Source organism: uncultured Bacillus sp. (assembly GCF_958411575.1).
GTDB classification, from domain to species: domain Bacteria; phylum Bacillota; class Bacilli; order Bacillales; family Bacillaceae; genus Bacillus; species Bacillus spizizenii.
In genome coordinates this window covers 1-21,042 of sequence record NZ_CATYRA010000010.1, presented here as the reverse complement: position 1 = coordinate 21,042, position 21,042 = coordinate 1, and the positions used below count along the sequence as shown (strand labels likewise).

24 protein-coding genes are annotated in these 21,042 nt (G+C 43.0%); 18 read left to right on the top strand and 6 right to left on the bottom strand.

Annotation, left to right across the window (positions count from 1 at the left end):
- The first annotated feature begins 67 nt into the window (after positions 1–67).
- The 3 genes from recX to Q5C82_RS15920 all read left to right on the top strand — a co-directional run bounded on the left by recX (position 68) and on the right by Q5C82_RS15920 (position 2,519).
- Positions 68–859, top strand: coding sequence for a recombination regulator RecX (gene recX / locus Q5C82_RS15930; RefSeq protein WP_003223233.1), 792 nt, complete (start codon positions 68–70; stop codon positions 857–859).
- Positions 860–867: 8 nt separating this feature from the next.
- Positions 868–1,188: a YfhH family protein gene (locus Q5C82_RS15925; RefSeq protein ID WP_003223235.1), complete on the top strand. Its 321-nt coding sequence runs from the start codon at positions 868–870 to the stop codon at positions 1,186–1,188.
- A gap of 137 nt (positions 1,189–1,325) precedes the next feature.
- Positions 1,326–2,519 carry an MFS transporter gene (locus Q5C82_RS15920; RefSeq protein WP_003223237.1) on the top strand — a complete coding sequence of 398 codons (1,194 nt, stop codon included), beginning with the start codon at positions 1,326–1,328 and terminating at the stop codon, positions 2,517–2,519.
- A gap of 33 nt (positions 2,520–2,552) precedes the next feature.
- Here the strand turns inward: Q5C82_RS15920 and Q5C82_RS15915 are convergent, their stop codons facing one another.
- Positions 2,553–2,705 (bottom strand): small, acid-soluble spore protein K, encoded by a 153-nt coding sequence (locus tag Q5C82_RS15915; RefSeq protein WP_003223241.1) that lies wholly within the window; start codon positions 2,703–2,705, stop codon positions 2,553–2,555.
- A 124-nt stretch (positions 2,706–2,829) separates the two neighbouring features.
- Here Q5C82_RS15915 and Q5C82_RS15910 point away from each other — a divergent pair, with 124 nt between their 5' ends.
- From Q5C82_RS15910 to Q5C82_RS15885, 6 genes are all read left to right on the top strand, one after another.
- The gene (locus tag Q5C82_RS15910) at positions 2,830–3,099 is read left to right on the top strand and encodes a YfhJ family protein (protein ID WP_003223243.1); all 270 of its coding nucleotides are present in this window, start codon (positions 2,830–2,832) and stop codon (positions 3,097–3,099) included.
- Positions 3,100–3,242: 143 nt separating this feature from the next.
- On the top strand, positions 3,243–3,761 hold the full coding sequence (locus tag Q5C82_RS15905; RefSeq protein ID WP_003223245.1) for an SH3 domain-containing protein: 519 nt from the start codon (positions 3,243–3,245) through the stop codon (positions 3,759–3,761).
- 85 nt (positions 3,762–3,846) lie between these two features.
- Complete coding sequence (locus tag Q5C82_RS15900) at positions 3,847–4,179, top strand: SdpI family protein (protein ID WP_032727352.1); 333 nt, start codon at positions 3,847–3,849, stop codon at positions 4,177–4,179.
- The gene (locus tag Q5C82_RS15895) at positions 4,166–5,026 is read left to right on the top strand and encodes an alpha/beta fold hydrolase (protein WP_003223248.1); all 861 of its coding nucleotides are present in this window, start codon (positions 4,166–4,168) and stop codon (positions 5,024–5,026) included. The genes Q5C82_RS15900 and Q5C82_RS15895 overlap by 14 nt, the downstream gene beginning before the upstream one ends.
- A gap of 224 nt (positions 5,027–5,250) precedes the next feature.
- The gene (locus tag Q5C82_RS15890; RefSeq protein WP_003223250.1) at positions 5,251–6,240 is read left to right on the top strand and encodes a glycosyltransferase family 2 protein; all 990 of its coding nucleotides are present in this window, start codon (positions 5,251–5,253) and stop codon (positions 6,238–6,240) included.
- Positions 6,241–6,312: 72 nt separating this feature from the next.
- Positions 6,313–8,895, top strand: coding sequence for a YfhO family protein (locus Q5C82_RS15885; protein WP_003223251.1), 2,583 nt, complete (start codon positions 6,313–6,315; stop codon positions 8,893–8,895).
- On the opposite strand, the gene Q5C82_RS15880 is transcribed toward Q5C82_RS15885, so the two are convergent.
- Positions 8,892–9,875: a metal-dependent hydrolase gene (locus tag Q5C82_RS15880; protein ID WP_003223253.1), complete on the bottom strand. Its 984-nt coding sequence runs from the start codon at positions 9,873–9,875 to the stop codon at positions 8,892–8,894. The genes Q5C82_RS15885 and Q5C82_RS15880 overlap by 4 nt on opposite strands.
- 216 nt (positions 9,876–10,091) lie before the next feature.
- Here Q5C82_RS15880 and mutY point away from each other — a divergent pair, with 216 nt between their 5' ends.
- Positions 10,092–11,201 carry an A/G-specific adenine glycosylase gene (mutY, locus tag Q5C82_RS15875; RefSeq protein WP_003223255.1) on the top strand — a complete coding sequence of 370 codons (1,110 nt, stop codon included), beginning with the start codon at positions 10,092–10,094 and terminating at the stop codon, positions 11,199–11,201.
- Positions 11,202–11,207: 6 nt separating this feature from the next.
- Here the strand turns inward: mutY and Q5C82_RS15870 are convergent, their stop codons facing one another.
- A complete protein-coding gene (locus tag Q5C82_RS15870; protein ID WP_003223257.1) occupies positions 11,208–11,432 on the bottom strand; it encodes a hypothetical protein in 225 nt (74 codons plus the stop codon).
- An 81-nt stretch (positions 11,433–11,513) separates the two neighbouring features.
- On the opposite strand from Q5C82_RS15870, the gene fabL reads away from it, so the two are divergent.
- The 5 genes from fabL (at position 11,514) to Q5C82_RS15845 (ending at position 15,529) form a co-directional block, all read left to right on the top strand.
- Positions 11,514–12,266 carry an enoyl-[acyl-carrier-protein] reductase FabL gene (fabL, locus tag Q5C82_RS15865; RefSeq protein WP_003223262.1) on the top strand — a complete coding sequence of 251 codons (753 nt, stop codon included), beginning with the start codon at positions 11,514–11,516 and terminating at the stop codon, positions 12,264–12,266.
- 68 nt (positions 12,267–12,334) lie between these two features.
- Positions 12,335–12,592 (top strand): gamma type acid-soluble spore protein SspE, encoded by a 258-nt coding sequence (gene sspE / locus Q5C82_RS15860; protein ID WP_003223265.1) that lies wholly within the window; start codon positions 12,335–12,337, stop codon positions 12,590–12,592.
- Positions 12,593–12,765: 173 nt separating this feature from the next.
- Positions 12,766–13,026, top strand: a complete 261-nt coding sequence (locus Q5C82_RS15855) for a YgaB family protein (protein ID WP_003223268.1) — start codon at positions 12,766–12,768, stop codon at positions 13,024–13,026.
- 143 nt (positions 13,027–13,169) lie between these two features.
- Positions 13,170–13,700, top strand: coding sequence for a DUF402 domain-containing protein (locus tag Q5C82_RS15850; RefSeq protein WP_003223272.1), 531 nt, complete (start codon positions 13,170–13,172; stop codon positions 13,698–13,700).
- 86 nt (positions 13,701–13,786) lie between these two features.
- Positions 13,787–15,529 carry an ABC transporter ATP-binding protein gene (locus Q5C82_RS15845; protein WP_003223274.1) on the top strand — a complete coding sequence of 581 codons (1,743 nt, stop codon included), beginning with the start codon at positions 13,787–13,789 and terminating at the stop codon, positions 15,527–15,529.
- A 75-nt stretch (positions 15,530–15,604) separates the two neighbouring features.
- On the opposite strand, the gene Q5C82_RS15840 is transcribed toward Q5C82_RS15845, so the two are convergent.
- Positions 15,605–16,666 carry an aromatic acid exporter family protein gene (locus Q5C82_RS15840; RefSeq protein WP_003223276.1) on the bottom strand — a complete coding sequence of 354 codons (1,062 nt, stop codon included), beginning with the start codon at positions 16,664–16,666 and terminating at the stop codon, positions 15,605–15,607.
- A 218-nt stretch (positions 16,667–16,884) separates the two neighbouring features.
- Positions 16,885–18,174, bottom strand: a complete 1,290-nt coding sequence (locus tag Q5C82_RS15835; protein WP_003223278.1) for a glutamate-1-semialdehyde 2,1-aminomutase — start codon at positions 18,172–18,174, stop codon at positions 16,885–16,887.
- A gap of 152 nt (positions 18,175–18,326) precedes the next feature.
- On the opposite strand from Q5C82_RS15835, the gene bcp reads away from it, so the two are divergent.
- Both bcp and perR read left to right on the top strand, forming a co-directional pair.
- Positions 18,327–18,800, top strand: coding sequence for a thioredoxin-dependent thiol peroxidase (bcp, locus tag Q5C82_RS15830; RefSeq protein ID WP_003223280.1), 474 nt, complete (start codon positions 18,327–18,329; stop codon positions 18,798–18,800).
- A 132-nt stretch (positions 18,801–18,932) separates the two neighbouring features.
- Positions 18,933–19,370, top strand: coding sequence for a peroxide-responsive transcriptional repressor PerR (perR, locus tag Q5C82_RS15825; RefSeq protein ID WP_003223285.1), 438 nt, complete (start codon positions 18,933–18,935; stop codon positions 19,368–19,370).
- Between the two features lie 34 nt (positions 19,371–19,404).
- On the opposite strand, the gene Q5C82_RS15820 is transcribed toward perR, so the two are convergent.
- Positions 19,405–19,758 carry a YgzB family protein gene (locus Q5C82_RS15820; protein WP_003223287.1) on the bottom strand — a complete coding sequence of 118 codons (354 nt, stop codon included), beginning with the start codon at positions 19,756–19,758 and terminating at the stop codon, positions 19,405–19,407.
- Between the two features lie 208 nt (positions 19,759–19,966).
- Here Q5C82_RS15820 and Q5C82_RS15815 point away from each other — a divergent pair, with 208 nt between their 5' ends.
- Positions 19,967–20,851, top strand: coding sequence for a nucleotidyltransferase-like protein (locus Q5C82_RS15815; RefSeq protein ID WP_003223288.1), 885 nt, complete (start codon positions 19,967–19,969; stop codon positions 20,849–20,851).
- Positions 20,852–21,042 lie beyond the last annotated feature (191 nt).

The window sequence follows — 21,042 nt, the reverse complement described above, 5'->3', positions numbered from 1 at the left end:
TAGTAAATATACTTTACCTCATTTGAATAAAAGAAAACGCGTTTCAGGCTTGAGAAGGGAGATTAAGATGCCATTTATTACAAAAATATCAACGCAAAAGAAGAATACGGAACGCTTCAATATCTTTCTCGATGAAAAATACGCCTTCAGTGTGGACGCGGACGTGCTCGTGAAATTTGAGCTCAAAAAGGGAAAAGAACTTGATGACCTTGACATCATTGAGATTCAATACGGCGATGAAGTAAAGAAAGGCTTCAACCGTGCGCTTGAATTTTTATCCTACCGGATGAGGTCAACGAAAGAGGTTGAGGACCACTTAAAGAAAAAAGAAATTTCGGCGCCCGTCATTGCGGAAGTCATCCATAAGCTGAACGACTACAAGTACTTAAACGACCAGGAATTTGCCGCGGCCTATGTCAGCACCCACAAAAAAACGAACGGAAAAGGCCCTGACGTTTTGTTCAGAGAGCTGAGAGCAAAGGGAATCGACGACGATACAATTAAGGAGGCGCTGAGTTCCTTTTCCTTTGAAGATCAGACGAGAGAAGCGGTCAAGCATGTTGAAAAGCTTCTCAAAAAGGATAAAAAACTTTCAACAAAAGAACTCAAACAGCGCGCCCAGATGCAGCTACAGCGCAAGGGCTTCTCATTTGATGTCATCAGCGCGGCACTGGAGCAGATTGAATATGAAAATGATGAAGACACAGAAAAAGAAGCGCTGCGCCTTCACGCGGAAAAAGCGTTTAGAAAATACCGCTACGACGGCTCATATGAAAGCGCCATGAAGGTCAAACAATTTTTATTCCGCAAAGGATTCTCACTCGATTTAATCGAGCAATTTCTGCAGGAAGAGGAGTAGCTGAAAAAATGGAGAAACGATACAGTCAAATGACACCGCACGAACTCAATACCGAAATCGCATCACTTTCTGAAAAAGCAAGAAAAGCGGAACAACATGGAATCGTAAACGAACTGGCAGTGCTCGAACGGAAAATTACGATGGCAAAAGCATATTTGCTGAACCCGGAAGATTTCTCACCGGGAGAAACATATCGTGTGGGAGACTCTGAAGACGAGTTTACCATCAGCTATTTAAATGGCGTTTTCGCATGGGGATACAGAACTTCGTCCCCACAACAAGAGGAAGCGTTGCCAATCTCAGTATTGCAAGAAAAGAAGCAAGCGTAACAGGGAGGCTGGATATCAGCCTCTTTTTATGTGCAGCACATTTACACGACATCTTAAAGAAAAAATCATTGAACTCACTTCGAAAATCTTTTAAGATGAAACTCGTTGTTTTTTAAAAACCGAAGGAGGCGATGACGTTGAGTATCAAAAACCCATCTGTAAAATTTATTATATTTGTTCTTATGATTTGTACATTTTCAATCGGATACACAGAATACGCAGTGATGGGTATTTTGACGTCGATTGCCAATGACTTTCATATACAAGTTTCTTCTGCGGGGCTCCTTGTCACGGCCTATGCGGCAAGCGTTTGTTTGACTGGCCCGATTGTCACCATCATTTCCGTCAAGCTCCCGAGAAAGCCTGTGCTGCTTGGGTTGATGGCGATTTTTATCCTTTCCAACCTGATGAGTGCGCTGGCGCCGAATTTTGCGGTATTGGCTGTCTCAAGAGTTTTATCTGCATCCATTCATGGTGCTTTCTTTGCGATCGCCATGGTATTTGCCAGTGAAATGGTTCCGCCAGAGAATAGAGCGGCTGCGGCTGCGTCTATGAACGGCGGGCTGACAGTAGCTCTCATGCTCGGTGTTCCATTCGGTTCTTTTCTCGGAGATGTTCTGAATTGGAGAGCTGTGTTTTCCATCATTACGGCCCTTGGTGTCATCGGATTCTTAGGACTCATGGCTGCTGTGCCAAATAGAAAACCAAAAGTGATCCCAATGCTTATGAATGAGTGGGGGGTATTTAAACACAAACAAGTGCTGTATTCTTTCGCGATTACAATTTTAGGCTATTCCGGCGTCTTTATCGCCTACACCTTTATCGAACCGATTTTGAGACATTCAGCCGGATTCGGCACGGTCGGTATTACAGGCGCTCTCTTTGCGTACGGATTGGGAGGCGTTGCAGGAAATTTCTTTGCGGGAAAAGTGCCGCTTCCTCTACTGACTCGAACAATGATCGGCGTGATGATCGGTTTGATCGGTGTGCTGGCCGTATTTCCTTACATCTCCATTTACCCGGCTGCAGCCATTGTTGCAACATTCTTATTTGGAGCATGCGCATTCGGTACACCGCCTCTGCTGCAAACGAAGGTCATTTCCTCATCTGAGAGCGGCACAACCATTGCCGCTGCTGTCAGTGTGTCGGCGTTTAACCTTGCTAATGCGCTAGGTGCGTGGATCGGTGGAATGATTTTAAGCGGAACAGGCTCTTATTCCTGGCTGTTCGCGGGCGGAGCGCTTATGACCGCATGCGGACTCGTGCTTTCTACCTTCGCACATTTATCTGAAAAGAAGAGCGGCTATGAGTATCAAGTCAATAAAGGGTAAAAAAACAGCTGCAGCACATGCAGCTGTTCTTCTTTATCGTTTGCCAGAGGCTCTCATTCTTTCTTGAGGATGCTGATTGATTGATCCGTCAGCACGCTTTGAAGCATAGTCGTCCTTTGCTCTCGGTTCACCCTGAAATTTGTTTTCGTTTTCGTAAGGAAATCCTTTTTCTTTATTCCGGACCATGTCATTTCCCCCTAGGTTCGAGATCAAAAAGTTGCGTCTTTCCAAATGAAGACGTAAGGTTAGTATATGGAGAACAGCACGTTTTAAAGCGTCATTTATTTCCTGAAGAAAGGAGACTGTACACATGGATACGTATATTGAGAAACTGACAAATCTGCTTCTGGAAAAGAACGATATGATTAGCTATATTCAGGCAAAAACATGGGTGGAATTGTTATGGAGCGATTTTGAAGCAACTTATGCAAAAGCCGGACACGCCTATCAGGGTGAAAAAATGACAGAAAAAATCGTTACACAATGGATCGAAAACTATGGCGGCCAGCTCCATCTTTTCCAAAGCTCCCGTAACGATGTAAATGATTACTTAAACCAAAGCAGAGGCCTCTTGCATTAAAAAACCTGCCGCTATCATCCGGCAGGTTTTTTATTTCCTTAAAATTACCTTAACAGGCAGAAAAACTAAACAAAACGTGTTTCACCCGCCTGTCAATCAGGGAATACCACTTATATCTTGTCAAATGCGAGGAGGAGCTTTATATGAAAAGGAAACAAGTAATGCTCGCTTTAACAGCTGCCGCAGGACTGAGTTTGACAGCACTTTATTCCGCTCCCGCAGCAAAAGCTGCGCCCCTTCACGACATATCTGTCAGCATGCCATCATCCGATTCTTACATCATAAAAGCAGGAAAGCTGAATGTCCGGACTGAGCCAAATCATAAAGGTAAAATTCTTGGCACTATATCATCAGAAAAAAAGGTCACAGTCAATGGTTTCGCAAATGCCGATTGGGCTCAAATTCAATACAAAGGAAAAAAAGCATATATTTCAACACACTTCTTAATGAAAACCGCAAGCCAAGCGAAAACAGCGAAACAGACAGCCTTCTATGCACCGACACCTGAAAACGGAAAAGCAAAACAGCTTTCATCCGGAACAGAGGTGACATTACTTGGATGGGGGTTCAGTGAAAACGGCGGATTTGACTTCACATGGGCGTTCGTTGATTATGGCGGAGTCAAGGGATATATTCAGACAAAGGACTTACAAATACGATAAATAAGGCAGGCAGAGGCTTGTCTTTTTGCCTATGTATGAAACATTTCTTCTTTCTGCACGTAACAATGAGAAAGGAGATGATGATATGGCTGGTTTAGTCGGCGGAGGGCTTATGATCATTGCGGGTATATTGATCAAACTGTTTCCTCCCGAATTCATCAACAGTGTGTACGGATACAGAACGAGACGTTCAATGTCAGATCAAAGATTATGGGATGAAGCGAACCGTTACAGTGCATCATTGATGATCCTGTCAGGCTTGGTGATTGCGGGAATAGGTTTGCTGCTGAGATCAAATTTGATCATTCTTCAGCTTATTCTGCTGCTTGCCGCCTGTGTCATTACGTTTATGCTAACGGAGAAAAGGCTAAAAAACATGACGTACAGTCAAGGAGGAGATATAAGTGGACGGAGTTAAATGCCATTTTGTCAAAACAAACGGAATCACGCTTCACGTTGCGGCTGCAGGGCCGGAGAACGGCCAGTTAATTGTCCTGCTCCATGGATTTCCAGAGTTTTGGTACGGCTGGAAAAATCAAATCAAACCGCTCGCCGATGCGGGTTACCGGGTCATTGCTCCCGATCAGCGGGGCTACAATCTCAGTGACAAACCGGACGGAATTGATTCATATCGGATTGATACATTAAGAGATGATATCATCGGACTTATTTCCCAATTCACAGATGAAAAAGCAATTGTCATCGGACATGACTGGGGAGGAGCTGTCGCATGGCATCTGGCTTCCACACGCCCGGAATATCTAGAAAAGCTAATTGCCATCAACATCCCGCATCCGTACATCATGAAAACCGTAACGCCGATTTATCCGCCGCAATGGCTGAAAAGCTCGTATATCGCTTTCTTCCAGCTGCCCGACATACCGGAGGCATCACTAAAGGAAAATGATTATGAAACATTAGACAAAGCGATTGGATTATCGACCCGTCCTGAGCTTTTTACGTCAGAGGATGTCAGCAAGTACAAAGAAGCGTGGAAACAGCCCGGTGCGCTGACAGCTATGCTGAACTGGTATAGAGCCCTCAGAAAAGGAAGCCTTTCAGAGAAAACCACTTACGAAACAGCACCTTACCGGATGATCTGGGGAATGGAAGACCGCTTTTTAAGCAGAAAGCTTGCGAAAGAGACGGAAAGGCATTGCACGAATGGACACCTCATTTTTGTTGATGAAGCTTCCCATTGGATTAACCACGAAAAACCAGCCATCGTCAATCATCTTATTCTGGAATACCTTAAAAAACAATAAGTCAGAATTTCTCTCCATCCGTCTGTCATAATGGCAGACTTTTTCTGTGCGTTTTTTTCATAGTCTGTTTTAAACATGACAAAATAAAAATGATGAATGTCACCATAAAATGTAACAAAAAACAGGTTTAAACGACTTTTAAAAAAGGAATAGCCTTACTGAAGATCTGTCTACCACTCCCCCTAAGGCAATACTTAAATAGAATAAAAAAAGAAGGTGCCTTAATGAAGCAAGGATTAATCTCGATTATTATCCCGTCTTACAATGAAGGGTATAATGTCAAACTCATTCATGAATCTTTGAAAAAGGAATTCAAGACCATTCATTATGACTATGAAATTTTCTTCATAAACGACGGAAGTGTTGATGACACGCTTCAGCAGATCAAAGACTTGGCAGCCGGATGCAGCCGAGTAAAATACATATCTTTTTCTCGGAACTTCGGAAAAGAAGCCGCAATTCTTGCGGGCTTTGAACATGTTCAAGGCGAGGCGGTTATTGTTATGGACGCCGATCTGCAGCATCCGACCTATTTGCTGAAGGAATTTATCAAAGGCTATGAAGAAGGCTATGATCAAGTCATTGCCCAAAGGAACAGAAAAGGGGACAGCCCTGTCCGCTCACTCCTGTCATCTCTTTATTACAAGTTCATCAATAAAGCGGTGGAGGTTGATTTGCGTGATGGTGTCGGAGACTTTCGGCTGTTAAGCCGCCAAGCTGTGAACGCTCTTTTAAAGCTGAGCGAAGGCAACCGCTTCTCCAAAGGTCTGTTTTGCTGGATCGGCTTCGATCAGAAAATTGTGTTTTATGAAAATGTCGAACGAAAAAATGGCACATCCAAATGGTCGTTCAGCAGTCTGTTTAACTACGGAATGGACGGCGTCGTTTCATTTAACCATAAGCCGCTGAGAATATGCTTTTATACCGGCATTTTCATCTTGCTGCTTTCCATCATTTATATCATTGCCACATTCGTTAAAATTCTGACAAACGGCATTTCTGTACCCGGCTATTTCACAATTATCTCAGCAGTGTTATTTCTCGGCGGGGTTCAGCTGTTAAGTCTCGGAATCATAGGTGAATATATCGGCCGAATCTATTATGAAACAAAAAAACGCCCGCATTATTTGATTAAAGAAGCGAATATCCCGAACAAAGACCTGCCTGAAACGAACGAATTGAAAAGCATGCGGCGTCTGACAAAAATGCACTGAAATCACCAAGCGCCATCGGCAGTGCTTTTTTTTGCGTGCCTACCATCTTAAAAGCAAGACTGGAGAATTCATATGAAAAGAAAATATGTCATGATCTATGCGGCCAGTCTGCTGGTTTCCGTTCTGGCACACGCTTTTTTTGTGAAAGAATGGGCGGACGGCAGATATATGACAGGTCCGGGTGACGGGCTTGCGCAAATGATCGTATTTAAAAAATTATTATATGACCAATATACACACGGGAATTTTTTCTATAATTATTCATTCGGACTCGGCGGCGGCACGTTCAGTCAACTCGGCTATTATTTTTCTGCTTCCTTTCTTTTTCTTGCGGTATCCGCCGCCGTCTGGCTTCTTCAAGCTGTCCAGCTGATCGGAGAAGCGGATACGCTTTTTTGGGCGGAGTCAGCTGTTTTTATCAGTATTTTCAAACTGAGTCTGATCATGTTTACAGCCGCTGCTGTTTTTCATTATCTTCTCAAACATAGAGCGGCGTCGTTTACGGGGGCCGTATTATACGGTGCCTCCATCATTTATTTCCGCCACGAAGCGTATTGGGAATTCTTTACCGATACAATGATTTGGCTTCCGCTCCTTGTTCTCGGAGCAGAAAAAATCATTAGAGAGCGGCGTCCGGCATGGTTTATCATTGCGTGCTCGCTGACGTTAATCAACAACTTTTACTTTGCATACATAAACCTCATATTCATCGGGATTTACGTGCTGTTCAGATGGCTGATCCGACTGGAAAAGCATGAAGAGAAAAGATGGATTCAATGCAGAACGTTTTTGGTTTCAGGCCTCATTTCTTTTGGCATCAGTGCGGTGGTGTTTGTGCCGGTGGTATACGGTTATTTAAACAACCTGCGCCCTCCGTACAGCCAGAAAATAGAATGGCTTAATTTCGATGATAATATCTTATTTTCGAGCCGGATCATTATTGTGCCGGCAGCCTTTCTGCTGTTTTTATTTCTAGTTTCTTTTTACAAAAACCGCGTATTTCGTCTCTTTGCCGGATTGAGCCTGCTGTTTATTCTTTTTCATTTCAGCCCGTATGCGGCAAGCGTATTTAACGGTTTTTCCGCCCCGCAAAACCGGTTTGAATATGTTCTGGCCTTTACCATTGCGGGAGCAGCTGCGGCTGGTTTGTCACAGCTGTCTGAACTGAAATGGAAAGAACTGCTACCGGCCATAGCTGTTGTGCTGCTTCTTTACTTGTATCATATCCAAAGGTATAAGCTGGATATATGGAAGCCTGCGAATGAAAGCATTTTATTGCTATTATTGCTGACAATCGCAGCCTTATTTGCTGCAGCTTTTGCGAAAAAAAGGGCAAAGGTGGCTGTGTACGGTGTGATCATTCTTTCTTCGCTGTTTGTTGCCAACACCTATCAAAAATACGCACTCTCAGAAGGTGGCGGGCTGGACAGTGTGACAAAAGCATATCTTACGGGTGAGGAATACAAAGGGCAAGAATCATCTGAGCTCATCAGGCGTTTGCAGAAGGAAGACGATGATTCGCTCATGAGAATCGATTGGATGAACGGGGTTCGCAATAATACGCCAATTATTTACGGGTTTAATGGATTCAGTGCTTATTCCAGCATTTTAAACAAACATCTGCTGACTTTCTATTGGAATGATTTGAGCATCGATATGGGGAGAGAAAGCGTCAGCCGTTATGCGTCATTGGGAGACAGGGCGAATTTATACAGCCTGCTTTACGGCAAATATTATATGACGGAAAAAACAAACGAAGCCAGTGTCCCGTACGGCTTCAAAAAGCACTTGGAATCAGAGCATTATGCGGTTTATGAAAATCAATACATGCTTCCTTTCATCAAAACAGCCGATGCCATATACAGTGAAAGCGAGCTGGACAAATTGCCCGCTCTTGCGAAAGAACAGGCAATGCTGAAAGGAATTGTATTAGAAAATCCATCGGGAAAAACGGAGCAGACACCAAAACTGGCTAATCTCATTCCTAAGTCGGACACCACTGCAAAACATGCACAGTATCAAAACGGACTGCTTACTGTGACTGGAGAAAACGGAGGAGAATTAATCATCACTCCGAAACAGGCGTCATCCTCTCCTGGAGACTACTATGTCAGCTTTTATTTGAAAAGCAAAGCGAAAGACAAAGGATTTACGTTAAGAGTCAATGATTATGTCACAACAAGGAAATCGAACCAATCGATTTATAAAACTGGAGTAAATGATATCACGGTCAGAGTGCCTAAATCAGACCATATTTCAATCAAACTCCCGAAAGGAACGTATGAGCTTAAAAATATAGCGCTCTATGAAGAAAATTACCAAACGTTGAAAAGCGCTGTGCTGCAAAATAAAACAGACAAAGAAGACAATCTGAAACGGGATAAAAATAAGTTGACGTTCGCGTATCGTCTTCCAAAGAATCAGTACATCATGCTTCCGATCCCCTATGAAAAAGGCTGGGAGTTAAAGATTAACGGGAAAACACAGACGATCGAAAAAGCGGACTATGCTTTCATCGCCTTTAAGGCGCAAAAGGGAGACAATCACATTGAGCTGGCCTACTATCCGCCATACTTTAAAATATCGGCGCTCATATCTCTCGTCAGTCTGCTGCTTGCTGTTTTATATATAAGACGAAAAAAAGCCCGGCTCTAAATAGAGCCGAGCTTTAATTTTTTCTGAAGCTTTTCTTCGCTGAATATCCATCCTGTATAGGATGAGCGAATCGTGAGATCATGGCCGATATGAACGATGGCCACAAACGGATAATGGCCTTTGCTCCGATAACGCAGGTCAATAAATCTCACCTCATAATGATCTTTAAACGTATCGACTTCCCACCGGTAAACCGGAGAAAATGACAGAAACGCCGCGATGTTATCATCCTGCTTTGCCGCATGCATCACTTCGGTTTCAGGAACAGGCACCCGATTAAACGTATCCAGAATCACTACATGCCCTTCCATGCTTCTTCCTACATAGAAAGCATGGGCTGTCGTAACTGCGATCCGCCATTGCCTGAATTTCATCGTTGGAGAAATAATAATGCTTTCGATCTCATCATGAATCATCTCATGAAGCTTCCGTTTAATTCTCAGCTGCATGATCAGGCGCACCAAATAATAGCCTGCCAATATGATATATAAGCTGAGAAACGTGATGCCGGGGCTGCCGCCCGCATACCAAATCGCGATAGCCGCCAGATGGCTGATGAAAATAAACGGATCAAACGTATTAATCAGCCCGAGCGCAACCCATTTTTTCGAAAACGGACGGATGGCCTGTGTTCCGTACGCGTTGAATATATCAACAAAGACATGCAGAACGACTGCCAGCAGCGTCCACAGCCACAGGTGCAGAAAATCGGCCTGCGGATAAAATAAATACAGAATCGCCGGAATGATGATAGACCAAAACAAAACGGCGGGAATTGAATGGGTAAATCCTCTGTGATTTCTTATATAAACAGCATTATTTTTTAGCTTTAACACAGTATCAATATCCGGAGCCTGAGAGCCCGCAAGTGTTGCGATCATAACAGCGTGAGCCATTGCCGGATCTGATCCGACAACAGGGTCAAGCGTCGCAATACCGCCAAGTGCGATGCCCATCACGACATGTGTGCCCGTATCCATAGGTGACCTCCTTGCAGGATTGTCCTGCACATTCACTTTTGTAAGATATTCCCCATTTTCATATACCCAATTTTTAACCTGATTCAATCGTTCTCATATGTTTCCGCTTTTTCTTTACTTCTATTTAATGTAACATATTATCGTACTGTGCCCTTAGTGTACAACAAAAAACAGTCTAAAGAAAAGCGGGGCGCGAAAGACTGGGGAGAAACACATATGAACGTACTTGAAGACAAATTAAAACAAAAAGACATACAGCGATTTCGCGATGATTTAATTTCATGGTTCGAACGAGAGCAGCGCGTTCTGCCGTGGAGAGAGGACCAAGATCCATATAAAGTGTGGGTATCTGAAGTGATGCTGCAGCAAACGAGAGTAGAGACAGTGATTCCTTACTTTCTGCGGTTTGTGGAACAATTCCCGACAGTGGAAGCGCTCGCTGATGCTGATGAAGAAAAAGTGTTAAAAGCATGGGAAGGACTCGGCTATTATTCGCGAGTCAGAAATCTGCAAAGTGCGGTAAAAGAAGTGAAACAGGAGTACGGGGGCATTGTTCCTCCAGACGAGAAAGACTTTGGCAGCTTAAAAGGCGTCGGCCCATATACAAAGGGAGCGGTGCTCAGCATTGCCTACAATAAACCCATTCCCGCGGTTGACGGAAATGTAATGCGTGTCATGTCCAGAATTCTTTCCATTTGGGATGATATCGCCAAACCGAAAACAAGAACGATCTTTGAAGACGCAGTCCGTGCATTTATTTCCAAAGAAAAACCATCAGAGTTCAATCAAGGTCTGATGGAGCTTGGAGCCTTGATCTGTACGCCTAAATCACCTTCATGCCTGCTATGCCCGGTTCAGAAGCATTGCTCAGCATTTGAAGAAGGCACTGAACGGGAGCTTCCGGTAAAAAGCAAAAAGAAAAAGCCCGGCATCAAAACAATGGCCGCGATCGTGCTGACTGATGAAGATGGACGAGTGTTTATACACAAACGGCCGTCAAAAGGTTTGCTCGCCAACCTGTGGGAATTCCCTAATCTTGAAACACAAAAAGGGATCAAAACCGAGCGTGAACAGCTTACAGCATTTTTAGAAAACGAATGCGGGATACAAGCTGATATCAGTGATCTGCAAGGTGTAGTTGAGCACGTTTTCACCCACCTGGTATGGAATATTTCTGTGTTTTTCGGTAAAGTAAAACAAGTGTCGGATACCTCAGAGCTGAAAAAAGTAACGAAGGAAGAACTCGAACAATTTGCGTTCCCGGTATCACATCAAAAAATCTGGAAGATGGCAGTGGAAGCAGCCGCATACTCGGCTGCTCCGTAAACATTGTTAATCGTAGGAGACGCGCGTGCCGTGGCTGTAGTCAGCTTCATTGCGCTTCATTCCGCCGCGCGCTTCAATTTCTTGCGTTAATTCCCGGTATTTTGATTGGCCTTCTTCGTTCAGATAAGGCATAATTTGCTGAAAGGCATGATGAAAATAGGCGAGTTCACTGTTTTTCCAATCTTCTTTGGAAACCATGTTTAATTCGCTCATATCACGTCCGACATACATAACAGAAGACCCCCTTTTAAGTTCTTGCCATTATTGTTTGTGGAAATATAAGAACTATACGCTACAAGGAGATGAGGAAAAATGGAACAAAATAAATGCGCACTCGTAACAGGAAGCAGCCGCGGTGTCGGAAAAGCGGCCGCGATCAGACTTGCTGAGAACGGCTATAACATTGTCATTAACTATGCACGCAGCAAAAAAGCCGCTTTAGAAACGGCGGAGGAAATCGAAAAGCTTGGCGTCAAAGTGCTTGTTGTAAAAGCAAACGTAGGACAGCCGGCAAAAATCAAAGAAATGTTTCAGCAAATCGATGAAACGTTCGGCAGACTTGATGTTTTTGTTAATAATGCCGCTTCAGGCGTTCTGAGACCTGTCATGGAACTAGAAGAGACTCACTGGGACTGGACGATGAACATTAATGCGAAAGCATTGCTTTTCTGCGCTCAGGAAGCGGCCAAGCTTATGGAAAAGAACGGAGGTGGGCATATCGTCAGCATCAGTTCATTAGGTTCAATCCGCTACCTTGAAAACTACACGACAGTTGGCGTATCAAAAGCGGCGTTAGAAGCTTTAACCCGTTATCTTGCGGTTGAGCTTTCGCCAAAACAAATTATCGTCAATGCCGTATCAGGCGGAGCGATTGACACAGATGCGCTCAAACACTTCCCGAACAGAGAGGATCTGCTTGAGGATGCGCGTCAAAACACGCCGGCAGGACGCATGGTCGAAATTAAAGACATGGTTGATACTGTTGAATTTCTAGTCTCTTCCAAGGCTGACATGATCCGCGGACAGACAATAATCGTTGACGGCGGACGCTCACTGCTCGTTTAAAAATTTTTAAAAAAGAGGAATAGCCATACGATCACCTGCACATTCTAATGACCGTGGAGGTGATAACAATGGCTAACTCAAACAATTTCAGCAAAACAAACGCACAACAAGTTAGAAAACAAAACCAACAATCAGCTGCTGGTCAAGGTCAATTCGGCACTGAATTTGCTAGCGAAACAAACGCTCAGCAAGTCAGAAAACAAAACCAGCAATCAGCTGCTGGCCAACAAGGTCAATTCGGCACTGAATTCGCTAGTGAAACTGACGTACAGCAGGTAAGACAGCAAAACCAATCTGCTGAACAAAACAAACAACAAAACAGCTAATCACTGAAACAGAAAAAAGCACTTCATCTTCGGGTGGAAGTGCTTTTTTTCTGTTTGTAAAACGACAAAACTTGTGAAAGGTCTACAGAATGAGTCAAAGGGTTTGCTGTATTGGGATCGAAATGATAAAAGGAGGATTCGTTTATATTTTCAACAGGCTGAAGGAGGAACCGATGACGGAATTTGAAAAGCTGGTAAGCGAACAGATGAAAACGATGGATAAGCTTCTCGATCTCCAATCAGAACTCGACCGCTGCAAACAAATTGAAGCAGAACTCCGGCATTTGGAAAGGGATGCAAGGCTGCGCGGCATTCAGGATGAAATTGCGGTAAAACGGAAACAACTTGCCGATATACAGGATATGTTTCAAAAGCAGACAGAGCAAGTGATTCGTTCTTATCGCAGCTCAGAAAAGCCGTCTTCCTTTGTGTAGAGCAGGAATGTGCCATTCCCCGGCCGGAATGGCTCTTTTATTTTCATTTTTCAATTTGTAACGTTATAATAGGTAAAAGACGTTGTCGGTAAGCAAATTTGGACATACTAACTGTAGGGCTTTATAGAAAGTAGGGGAGAAATATGGGTTATCCCAAGGAAGGAGAAACCATTCAAATTCACAGCTATAAGCATAACGGGCTGATTCATAGAATTTGGAATGAGACAACAATCTTAAAAAGTACAGAAATGTGTGTCATCGGAGCCAATGACCGGACGATGGTAACCGAATCGGACGGCCGGACATGGATAACCAGAGAGCCCGCAATCTGTTATTTTCATGCAAGACAGTGGTTTAATGTCATCGGAATGCTGAGGGAAGACGGGGTCCATTACTATTGCAACATCAGTTCTCCGTTTGCCTATGATGGCGAAGCAATTAAATATATTGATTATGACCTAGATGTTAAGGTTTTTCCTGATATGACCTACAATATTCTCGATGAAGACGAATATGATGATCATCGGAAAGCCATGAATTATCCAAAAGAAATCGACAGTATTTTAAGAGACTACTTAAACACGCTGCTCCACTGGATTCACCAGCGTCAGGGACCGTTTGCGCCCGAGTTTGTCGATATGTGGTATGAACGGTATTTGCGCTATACAAAATAATGGTTACGTAAAAACCTGTTGCGGGGTACAACAGGTTTTTCACATGGGCTCACACACATCATGATAAAGAGAGAGGGGGAATCAACGTGGGGGTTATGAAACGCTACATGCAATTCGTCAAACCTTATAAGAAGCAAATTTTCGTTACGGTGTTAATCGGGATCGTAAAATTCTCCATTCCGCTTGCTCTCCCATTGCTGCTGAAGTACGTAGTTGACGACATTATTCAAGGAGGCGGCACGGCCAGTGACAAAACAACGTCATTGTTTACCATTATGGCGATCATGTTCGCCTTATTTTTAATTTTACGTCCGCCTGTTGAATACTATAGGCAATATTTTGCCCAGTGGACAGCCAGCAAGGTGCTCTACGATATAAGAGCCAAGCTGTTTGACCATATACAGAAATTGAGCCTTCGTTTTTATGCGAATACAAGAACAGGGGAAGTCATTTCCCGAGTGATTAATGATGTGGAACAAACAAAGGATTTTGTCATCACAGGCCTGATGAATATATGGCTTGATATGCTGACGATTTTGATTGTGATCTCTATCATGCTGACACTGGACATTAAATTAACGCTGATCTCTATCGTTTTATTCCCATTATACGGCATATCAGTGAAGTATTTTTACGGCCGTTTAAGAAAGCTGACAAGGGAGCGCTCGCAGGCGCTTGCTCAAGTGCAGGGGCATTTGCACGAGCGCATCCAAGGCATGCCGGTCATCAGAAGCTTTGCGATAGAAGATCATGAACAGGCTAATTTTAATGAGAAAAACAGCCATTTCTTAGACAAAGCCATCAGCCACACGAATTGGAATGCCAAAACCTTTGCGGTCGTCAATACCATTACAGATTTGGCGCCGCTCATCGTAATTGCGTGCGCCGGCTATTTTGTCATTAATGGACCGCTGACAGTTGGAACGATGGTCGCGTTTGTCGGATATATAGACAGAATGTACAACCCTGTGAGAAGGCTGATTAATTCCTCAACAACATTGACACAGTCAATCGCATCAATGGACAGGGTGTTTGAATTTATTGACGAGCCATATGAACTCACTGACAAACCAAATGCCATTAAAGCTGACCAGATCCGCGGAGAAGTGGAATTTCAAAACGTTTCGTTTCAATATGAAAAGGAAAAAGAAAACATTCTCCATGATGTCTCTTTAAAAGTAAATAGAGGAGATACCGTAGCCCTTGTCGGCATGAGTGGAGGAGGTAAATCAACACTCGTCAGTCTGATCCCGAGATTTTATGATGTGACAAGTGGCAGACTGCTGATTGACGGAACAGATATTCGCGATTATGAGGCGAGAAGCCTTCGCAACCAGGTTGGCATGGTGCTTCAGGATACCTTTTTATTCAGTGAAACAATTCGGGAAAATATCGCAATCGGCAAACCTGATGCCACCCTTGAAGAGATTATGAAAGCCGCCAAAGCTGCTAATGCCCATGAATTTATTATGAGTTTTCCTGAAGGGTATGAGACCCGGGTGGGAGAAAGAGGTGTTAAGCTGTCAGGCGGACAAAAGCAGCGGATCTCAATCGCGCGGGTATTTCTGAAAAATCCGCCGCTCCTTATTTTAGATGAAGCTACATCAGCTCTTGATCTGGAAAGTGAGCATTATATTCAAGAAGCGATGGACAAACTGGCGAAGGACAGAACAACTTTTGTTGTCGCCCACCGTTTATCGACGATCACACATGCGGATAAGATTGTCGTCATGGAAAACGGTACAATCATCGAAATCGGAACCCATGATGAACTCATGGACTATGACAGTCAATACAAACACTTATTTACCATTCAAAATTTGAGCTGAACATCAATCTTATATCCTTTTAACGAAGGATATAAGATTTTTTTGTATATAAAAAAACCCGGCTGGTTAACCGGGTTACTCTTCTGTTTCTATTTCGCAGTCTTTCGGATGATACGTTTGAAAACTTGTGATGAGTGTTTCTAAATGTTCGAGCTGCTCGCGATATTCTACGGCACTTGCCATAATATTGAGCATGTTGTAATCAATAAGCTCATCATCCGTGTTTTGCTGATTTTTTAAAAATGACTTTGTTAAAAGCCGCTTATATCGAATGCCTTCTTCATCCGCGTCATCATGCGGCTTGATTTTGCCGACAAACCTCATCAAAATCAGTTCATGCCAGTAAAGCAGGTAATCAAGCTCTTCAGTCAGTGTTTCCTGAAACTCTTCCGGCATATGATAGATCTCGTTTTCCAGACGATGCAGCTTCTTCAATGTATCAAGCGCCCGATTTGCAGTAATAATGGCCTGTCTGAACAGGACAAGCTTTCTTGATTTCACATAAGTCGTTTTCTTAAAGTAACTTCTTTCTTCTTTATATAGAAGATATGTCTGATCAAGCTTGATCATTTTTTCTTTCAGTTTTTCAATATCCTCTTTCAAAATCGAATGCTCTGTTGACTGCCGCATGGACAATCTGATCCACTTCATAATTTCTTCGGTGTTTTCGACGGTATTATGAATCAGCTTTGTTTCGTACTTAGGAGGCAAAAACACAAGGTTGACGATAAAGGAAGAAAGCACCCCTAAGATAACTGTGCTTGTTCTGATCAGCGCGAACATTAAAAAGTCGTCACCGGCAGATTCTAATATCGCAATCACTGTTACAAGAGCAATCGAAATTGTATGTTCAATTTTAAGTTTCAGCATGATTGTAATGACAATAACTGCTGTTAACCCGATCATAATTGGGCTGGGTCCGAAAATAAGGCCGAACACTGTGGCAATCACAGCTCCGATGATATTTGCCTGAACCTGGTCAATAATAATGAGAAAAGAGCGGTAAATCGACGGCTGGATCGCAAATATCGCTGCAATCCCAGCGAAAATCGGCGCGGGAAGCCCGATCCACGAAGCTAAATAAAGGGCAAGTGTAATCGCAATCCCGGTTTTGAAAATGCGGGCACCAAGTTTCATTGGTTTGTGCGTGCATTCCTTTCTATAGTAAATTGTGTAACATAGCAAATGGCTAATCCTTAAAATTCCCGGTTAGTTTATTTACTAAACAATTAAGTAATATACAGGGATCAATACAAATATTCAAGCTATTTTTCTAGAAAAAGACCAAAATCTTACACGCTGTTTGAATCCATAAAAAAACAGGAGCTCAATGCTCCTGTCCAAGGTGTCTGATTCTATTTTTTAAGATGTTTAAAAGCATCCTCGACCGCTGCAAGCGTGTCTTTAATATCCTGCTCTGTATGTGCTGTTGTAATAAACCAGGCTTCATATTTAGAAGGTGCTAAATTAATTCCGCGTTCCAGCATCAACTTGAAAAACGTAGCGAATGTTTCTCCGTCACTGCGTTCAGCCTGCTCGTAATTTTCGACTTTCTCATCAGAGAAATAAACCGTGAGTGCGCCTTTTAAGCGGTTGACAGTAATTGTGATGCCGTGTGTTTCTGCGTGCTGTAAAATGCCTTCTTCCAGCATAGCCCCAAGGTGATCAAGCTTTTCATACACGCCTTCCTCTTTGAGCACTTCCAGACAAGCAATGCCTGATAGGATCGAAGCGGGGTTACCGGCCATTGTTCCAGCCTGATAAGCCGGTCCAAGCGGAGCTACCTGCTCCATGATTTCTTTTTTACCGCCATAGGCGCCAATCGGAAGTCCGCCGCCAATAATTTTTCCGAGTGCTGTTAAATCCGGTTTCACCTGTAACAGATCCTGCGCGCCGCCATACATAAAGCGGAAAGCCGTAATGACTTCATCGTAAATAACGAGAGCGCCCGCATCGTGTGTCAGTTCATTTACTTTTTCCAAGAAGCCCTCTTTCGGCTCAACAATTCCGAAGTTGCCGACAATCGGCTCGACGAGAACCGCCGCGATTTCACTGCCCCATTTATCAAGGGCCGCTTTATAGCTTTCGATATCATTAAATGGAACTGTGATCACTTCGTTGGCAATGCTTTTTGGTACACCGGCTGAGTCTGGTGTGCCAAGAGTAGATGGACCGGAACCGGCTGCGACAAGCACAAGATCTGAATGTCCGTGGTAACAGCCTGCAAATTTAATGATTTTTGTCCGGCCTGTATATGCGCGAGCCACGCGGATGGTCGTCATAACAGCTTCTGTTCCCGAATTGACGAATCTTACTTTGTCCATAGCAGGAATGGCTTCTTTGAGCATCTTTGCAAATGTAACCTCATGTTTTGTCGGTGTTCCATACAATACACCGTTCTCTGCTGCTTTTTTAATCGCTTCTGTAATATGCGGGTGGGCATGTCCGGTAATGATCGGACCGTACGCCGCTAAGTAATCGATGTATTTGTTGCCGTCCACATCCCAAAAATAAGCGCCGTTTGCTTTTTCCATTGCGACGGGAGAACCGCCGCCGACCGCTTTATATGATCTAGACGGACTGTTTACACCGCCGACAATGTGCTCTAATGCCTCATTGTGAAGTTCAATTGATTTTGTATGCAAGAATAAAAACCTCCTATATCTCCATGCGTCCTTTCTATTGTAGCATGCTTCCGAACAAGAACAACGGATTCGGGCTTAAGATGCAAGGGACACAGTTGTAATCTGGACAAGAATTGGATACGCTTAATAAAAAAACATCCGGAGGTAACGTAATGACTATAGAAATCGGACAAAAAGCACCTGATCTTGAGTTAAAAGGCGATCATGGGGAAACAGTAACATTATCGGATTATAAAGGAAAGTATATCGTGCTTTACTTTTATCCAAAAGACATGACACCGGGATGCACAACTGAAGCATGCGATTTTCGGGACAGCCACGAAAGCTTCGCTGAACTGGATGCCGTTATTATCGGCGTCAGCCCTGACAGTCAGGAAAAACACGGAAAATTTAAAGAGAAGCATAACCTTCCATTTCTGCTTCTTGTTGATGACGAACATAAGCTGGCGGAAGCGTTTGATGTATGGAAGCTGAAGAAAAACTTTGGGAAAGAATATATGGGAATTGAGCGTTCCACTTTTTTAATTGATAAAGAAGGACGGCTCGTTAAAGAATGGAGAAAGGTAAAAGTGAAAGACCATGTAGCCGAAGCGCTTCAAACCCTCAAAGATATGTCGGAAAAGTAAATTCGTCTGTCAGCCTCAAATGATATGCTTACTTTTACCCTGATATCAATTGACAAATTATCGTAGAAAGAGTTACACTAATTATAAACATTACAATGTAAGAATTTTTTTTAGAAGAGAGGTGCATGACGGATGGCTGCACATGAACTAAAAGAAGCCTTAGAAACGTTGAAGGAAACCGGAGTTCGCATTACTCCTCAACGTCATGCGATTCTGGAATATCTCGTTAACTCTATGGCTCATCCAACAGCGGACGATATATATAAAGCTCTGGAAGGGAAATTTCCTAACATGAGTGTAGCGACGGTATATAACAATTTGCGTGTGTTCCGAGAATCCGGTTTGGTAAAAGAGCTCACATACGGTGATGCTTCCAGCAGATTCGATTTTGTCACATCCGATCACTATCACGCGATTTGTGAAAACTGCGGTAAAATTGTGGACTTCCATTACCCGGGCCTTGATGAAGTGGAGCAGCTCGCTGCCCATGTCACGGGCTTTAAAGTAAGCCACCACCGTTTAGAAATTTACGGCGTCTGCCAAGAGTGTTCGAAAAAAGAAAACCATTAAAAATAAGCTGACCGCACGAAACGGTCAGCTTATTTTATTTGGACATTTTCTTTTTATTATAAGACTCATCAAATTCTTTTCCTTCTAAACCCTTATCTAGAGTCAGCGGCTCTCTGCAATGCATGCACATATCCACTCTTCCCAAAACCTTTGTCTCTTTTGCACAGGCCGGACATATGACACGAACTGCTTTGGTCGAAAGCATTCCGATCCAAAAGTAAACAACCGTGCTGAGACCGATGGATAGAAGCCCAAGTATCATAAACAAACTAGATAACAAAACGGACTCTTTGAAAAAGATACCGATGTACATAATGATAAACCCAACGAAAACCAAACTTAACGCAAATGTTCTGATTTTATTAATTTTGCTGGAGTATTTCGCCATGTCCATCCCCCTCTGATTTAACTATAGCACAAACCCAATGGGATTTTCTTCATGTTTTCGGTTGAACTGGAATTTATATATGGAGACTTACTGTGAAATTGTTTATAATAGTTCAATGTGTTTAGAAAAAGAGGGATTTCGTTTTGACCATAGAATTGAATCAAATAGAGAATAAAAAATTTTGAACAATTGCATTGGAGGAATAGTGATGGATAATCTTCTCCGTCCAATTTACCAAGAAAGAGCAAGTCATCCCAATACATTGGCTGTCATTATGATTGAGAGAAGAAACAAAACCTCTTCCTTAACAGATAACTTTGATGCTGCTTTGCTGGTGATTGTAAAGGAGGCTGACGAGCCTGTTTTTATAAAGCATTATGAATTTGATCAAAAAACAGCTTCTTTGCATGTGGTAACAGATTCTCAGATTCAAGAATGGATTTTGCTCGGGACAAATAGAAGAATCATAGATTGGATTGTAAATGGCAGAGTCCTGTTTGACCGTAACGAATACATTGTCGAGCTGATTGACAGGCTGAATACATTTCCGTTTGCCGAACGCAAACTGAAGATCGGGCTCGAATACGGCAAATTAATCAGAAGATATGTTGAAGGCAAAGCTTTTTTTGAAGCGAATCAATTTTTAGATGCCTACAACGCGGTTGTTCATGCGCTGCATCATTTAGCGCGTATTGAAGTAATTGACAGGGGATTTCATCCGGAAACCACGGTATGGAGCCAAGTGCGCCAGATGGAGCCTCAAGTGTACAAATTATATTCCGAGTTGATCGAAAGCCACGAGAGCTTGGAAAAAAGGCTCGAATTATTATTCTTAGCAAATGATTTTCTCATCCATTCCAAAGCTGAGATCGGTTCGGCTCATCTTTTCGAAGTAATGAAAGAAAAAGGCATTTGGCAATTCGGTGAGCTTCTTCAGCATCCTGACTTAAAGCACTTTACCCAAGACCTTGGTGTTATGCTTGATTACCTGACGGACAAGGGACTTATCAACGTCTGCCAGATAGAAACAAAAGGACAGGCCATTTATCATCGAGGATATTCTTTTAAAAAAGATATTGACTCTGATTCTTGACCGTGTTATATTATTAAACGTCGCTGATGCGCTTCTGAAAAAACAAGCTCACAGCGGCGGAGAAATAAATCAAAAAAACATTTGACAAAAGAAAGTCAAAATGTTATATTAATAAAGTCGCTTCGGCAAGAAGTGAAAAATGATCTTTGAAAACTAAACAAGACAAAACGTACCTGTTAATTCATTTTTAT

Coding starts and splice junctions, on each gene's coding strand:
- recX (WP_003223233.1), top strand. CDS start 68: ATGCCATTTATTACAAAAATATCAACGCAAAAGAAGAATACGGAACGC.
- Q5C82_RS15925 (WP_003223235.1), top strand. CDS start 868: ATGGAGAAACGATACAGTCAAATGACACCGCACGAACTCAATACCGAA.
- Q5C82_RS15915 (WP_003223241.1), bottom strand. CDS start 2,705: ATGGTCCGGAATAAAGAAAAAGGATTTCCTTACGAAAACGAAAACAAA.
- Q5C82_RS15910 (WP_003223243.1), top strand. CDS start 2,830: ATGGATACGTATATTGAGAAACTGACAAATCTGCTTCTGGAAAAGAAC.
- Q5C82_RS15905 (WP_003223245.1), top strand. CDS start 3,243: ATGAAAAGGAAACAAGTAATGCTCGCTTTAACAGCTGCCGCAGGACTG.
- Q5C82_RS15900 (WP_032727352.1), top strand. CDS start 3,847: ATGGCTGGTTTAGTCGGCGGAGGGCTTATGATCATTGCGGGTATATTG.
- Q5C82_RS15890 (WP_003223250.1), top strand. CDS start 5,251: ATGAAGCAAGGATTAATCTCGATTATTATCCCGTCTTACAATGAAGGG.
- Q5C82_RS15885 (WP_003223251.1), top strand. CDS start 6,313: ATGAAAAGAAAATATGTCATGATCTATGCGGCCAGTCTGCTGGTTTCC.
- Q5C82_RS15880 (WP_003223253.1), bottom strand. CDS start 9,875: ATGGATACGGGCACACATGTCGTGATGGGCATCGCACTTGGCGGTATT.
- mutY (WP_003223255.1), top strand. CDS start 10,092: ATGAACGTACTTGAAGACAAATTAAAACAAAAAGACATACAGCGATTT.
- Q5C82_RS15870 (WP_003223257.1), bottom strand. CDS start 11,432: ATGTATGTCGGACGTGATATGAGCGAATTAAACATGGTTTCCAAAGAA.
- fabL (WP_003223262.1), top strand. CDS start 11,514: ATGGAACAAAATAAATGCGCACTCGTAACAGGAAGCAGCCGCGGTGTC.
- sspE (WP_003223265.1), top strand. CDS start 12,335: ATGGCTAACTCAAACAATTTCAGCAAAACAAACGCACAACAAGTTAGA.
- Q5C82_RS15855 (WP_003223268.1), top strand. CDS start 12,766: ATGACGGAATTTGAAAAGCTGGTAAGCGAACAGATGAAAACGATGGAT.
- Q5C82_RS15850 (WP_003223272.1), top strand. CDS start 13,170: ATGGGTTATCCCAAGGAAGGAGAAACCATTCAAATTCACAGCTATAAG.
- Q5C82_RS15840 (WP_003223276.1), bottom strand. CDS start 16,666: ATGAAACTTGGTGCCCGCATTTTCAAAACCGGGATTGCGATTACACTT.
- bcp (WP_003223280.1), top strand. CDS start 18,327: ATGACTATAGAAATCGGACAAAAAGCACCTGATCTTGAGTTAAAAGGC.
- perR (WP_003223285.1), top strand. CDS start 18,933: ATGGCTGCACATGAACTAAAAGAAGCCTTAGAAACGTTGAAGGAAACC.
- Q5C82_RS15820 (WP_003223287.1), bottom strand. CDS start 19,758: ATGGCGAAATACTCCAGCAAAATTAATAAAATCAGAACATTTGCGTTA.
- Q5C82_RS15815 (WP_003223288.1), top strand. CDS start 19,967: ATGGATAATCTTCTCCGTCCAATTTACCAAGAAAGAGCAAGTCATCCC.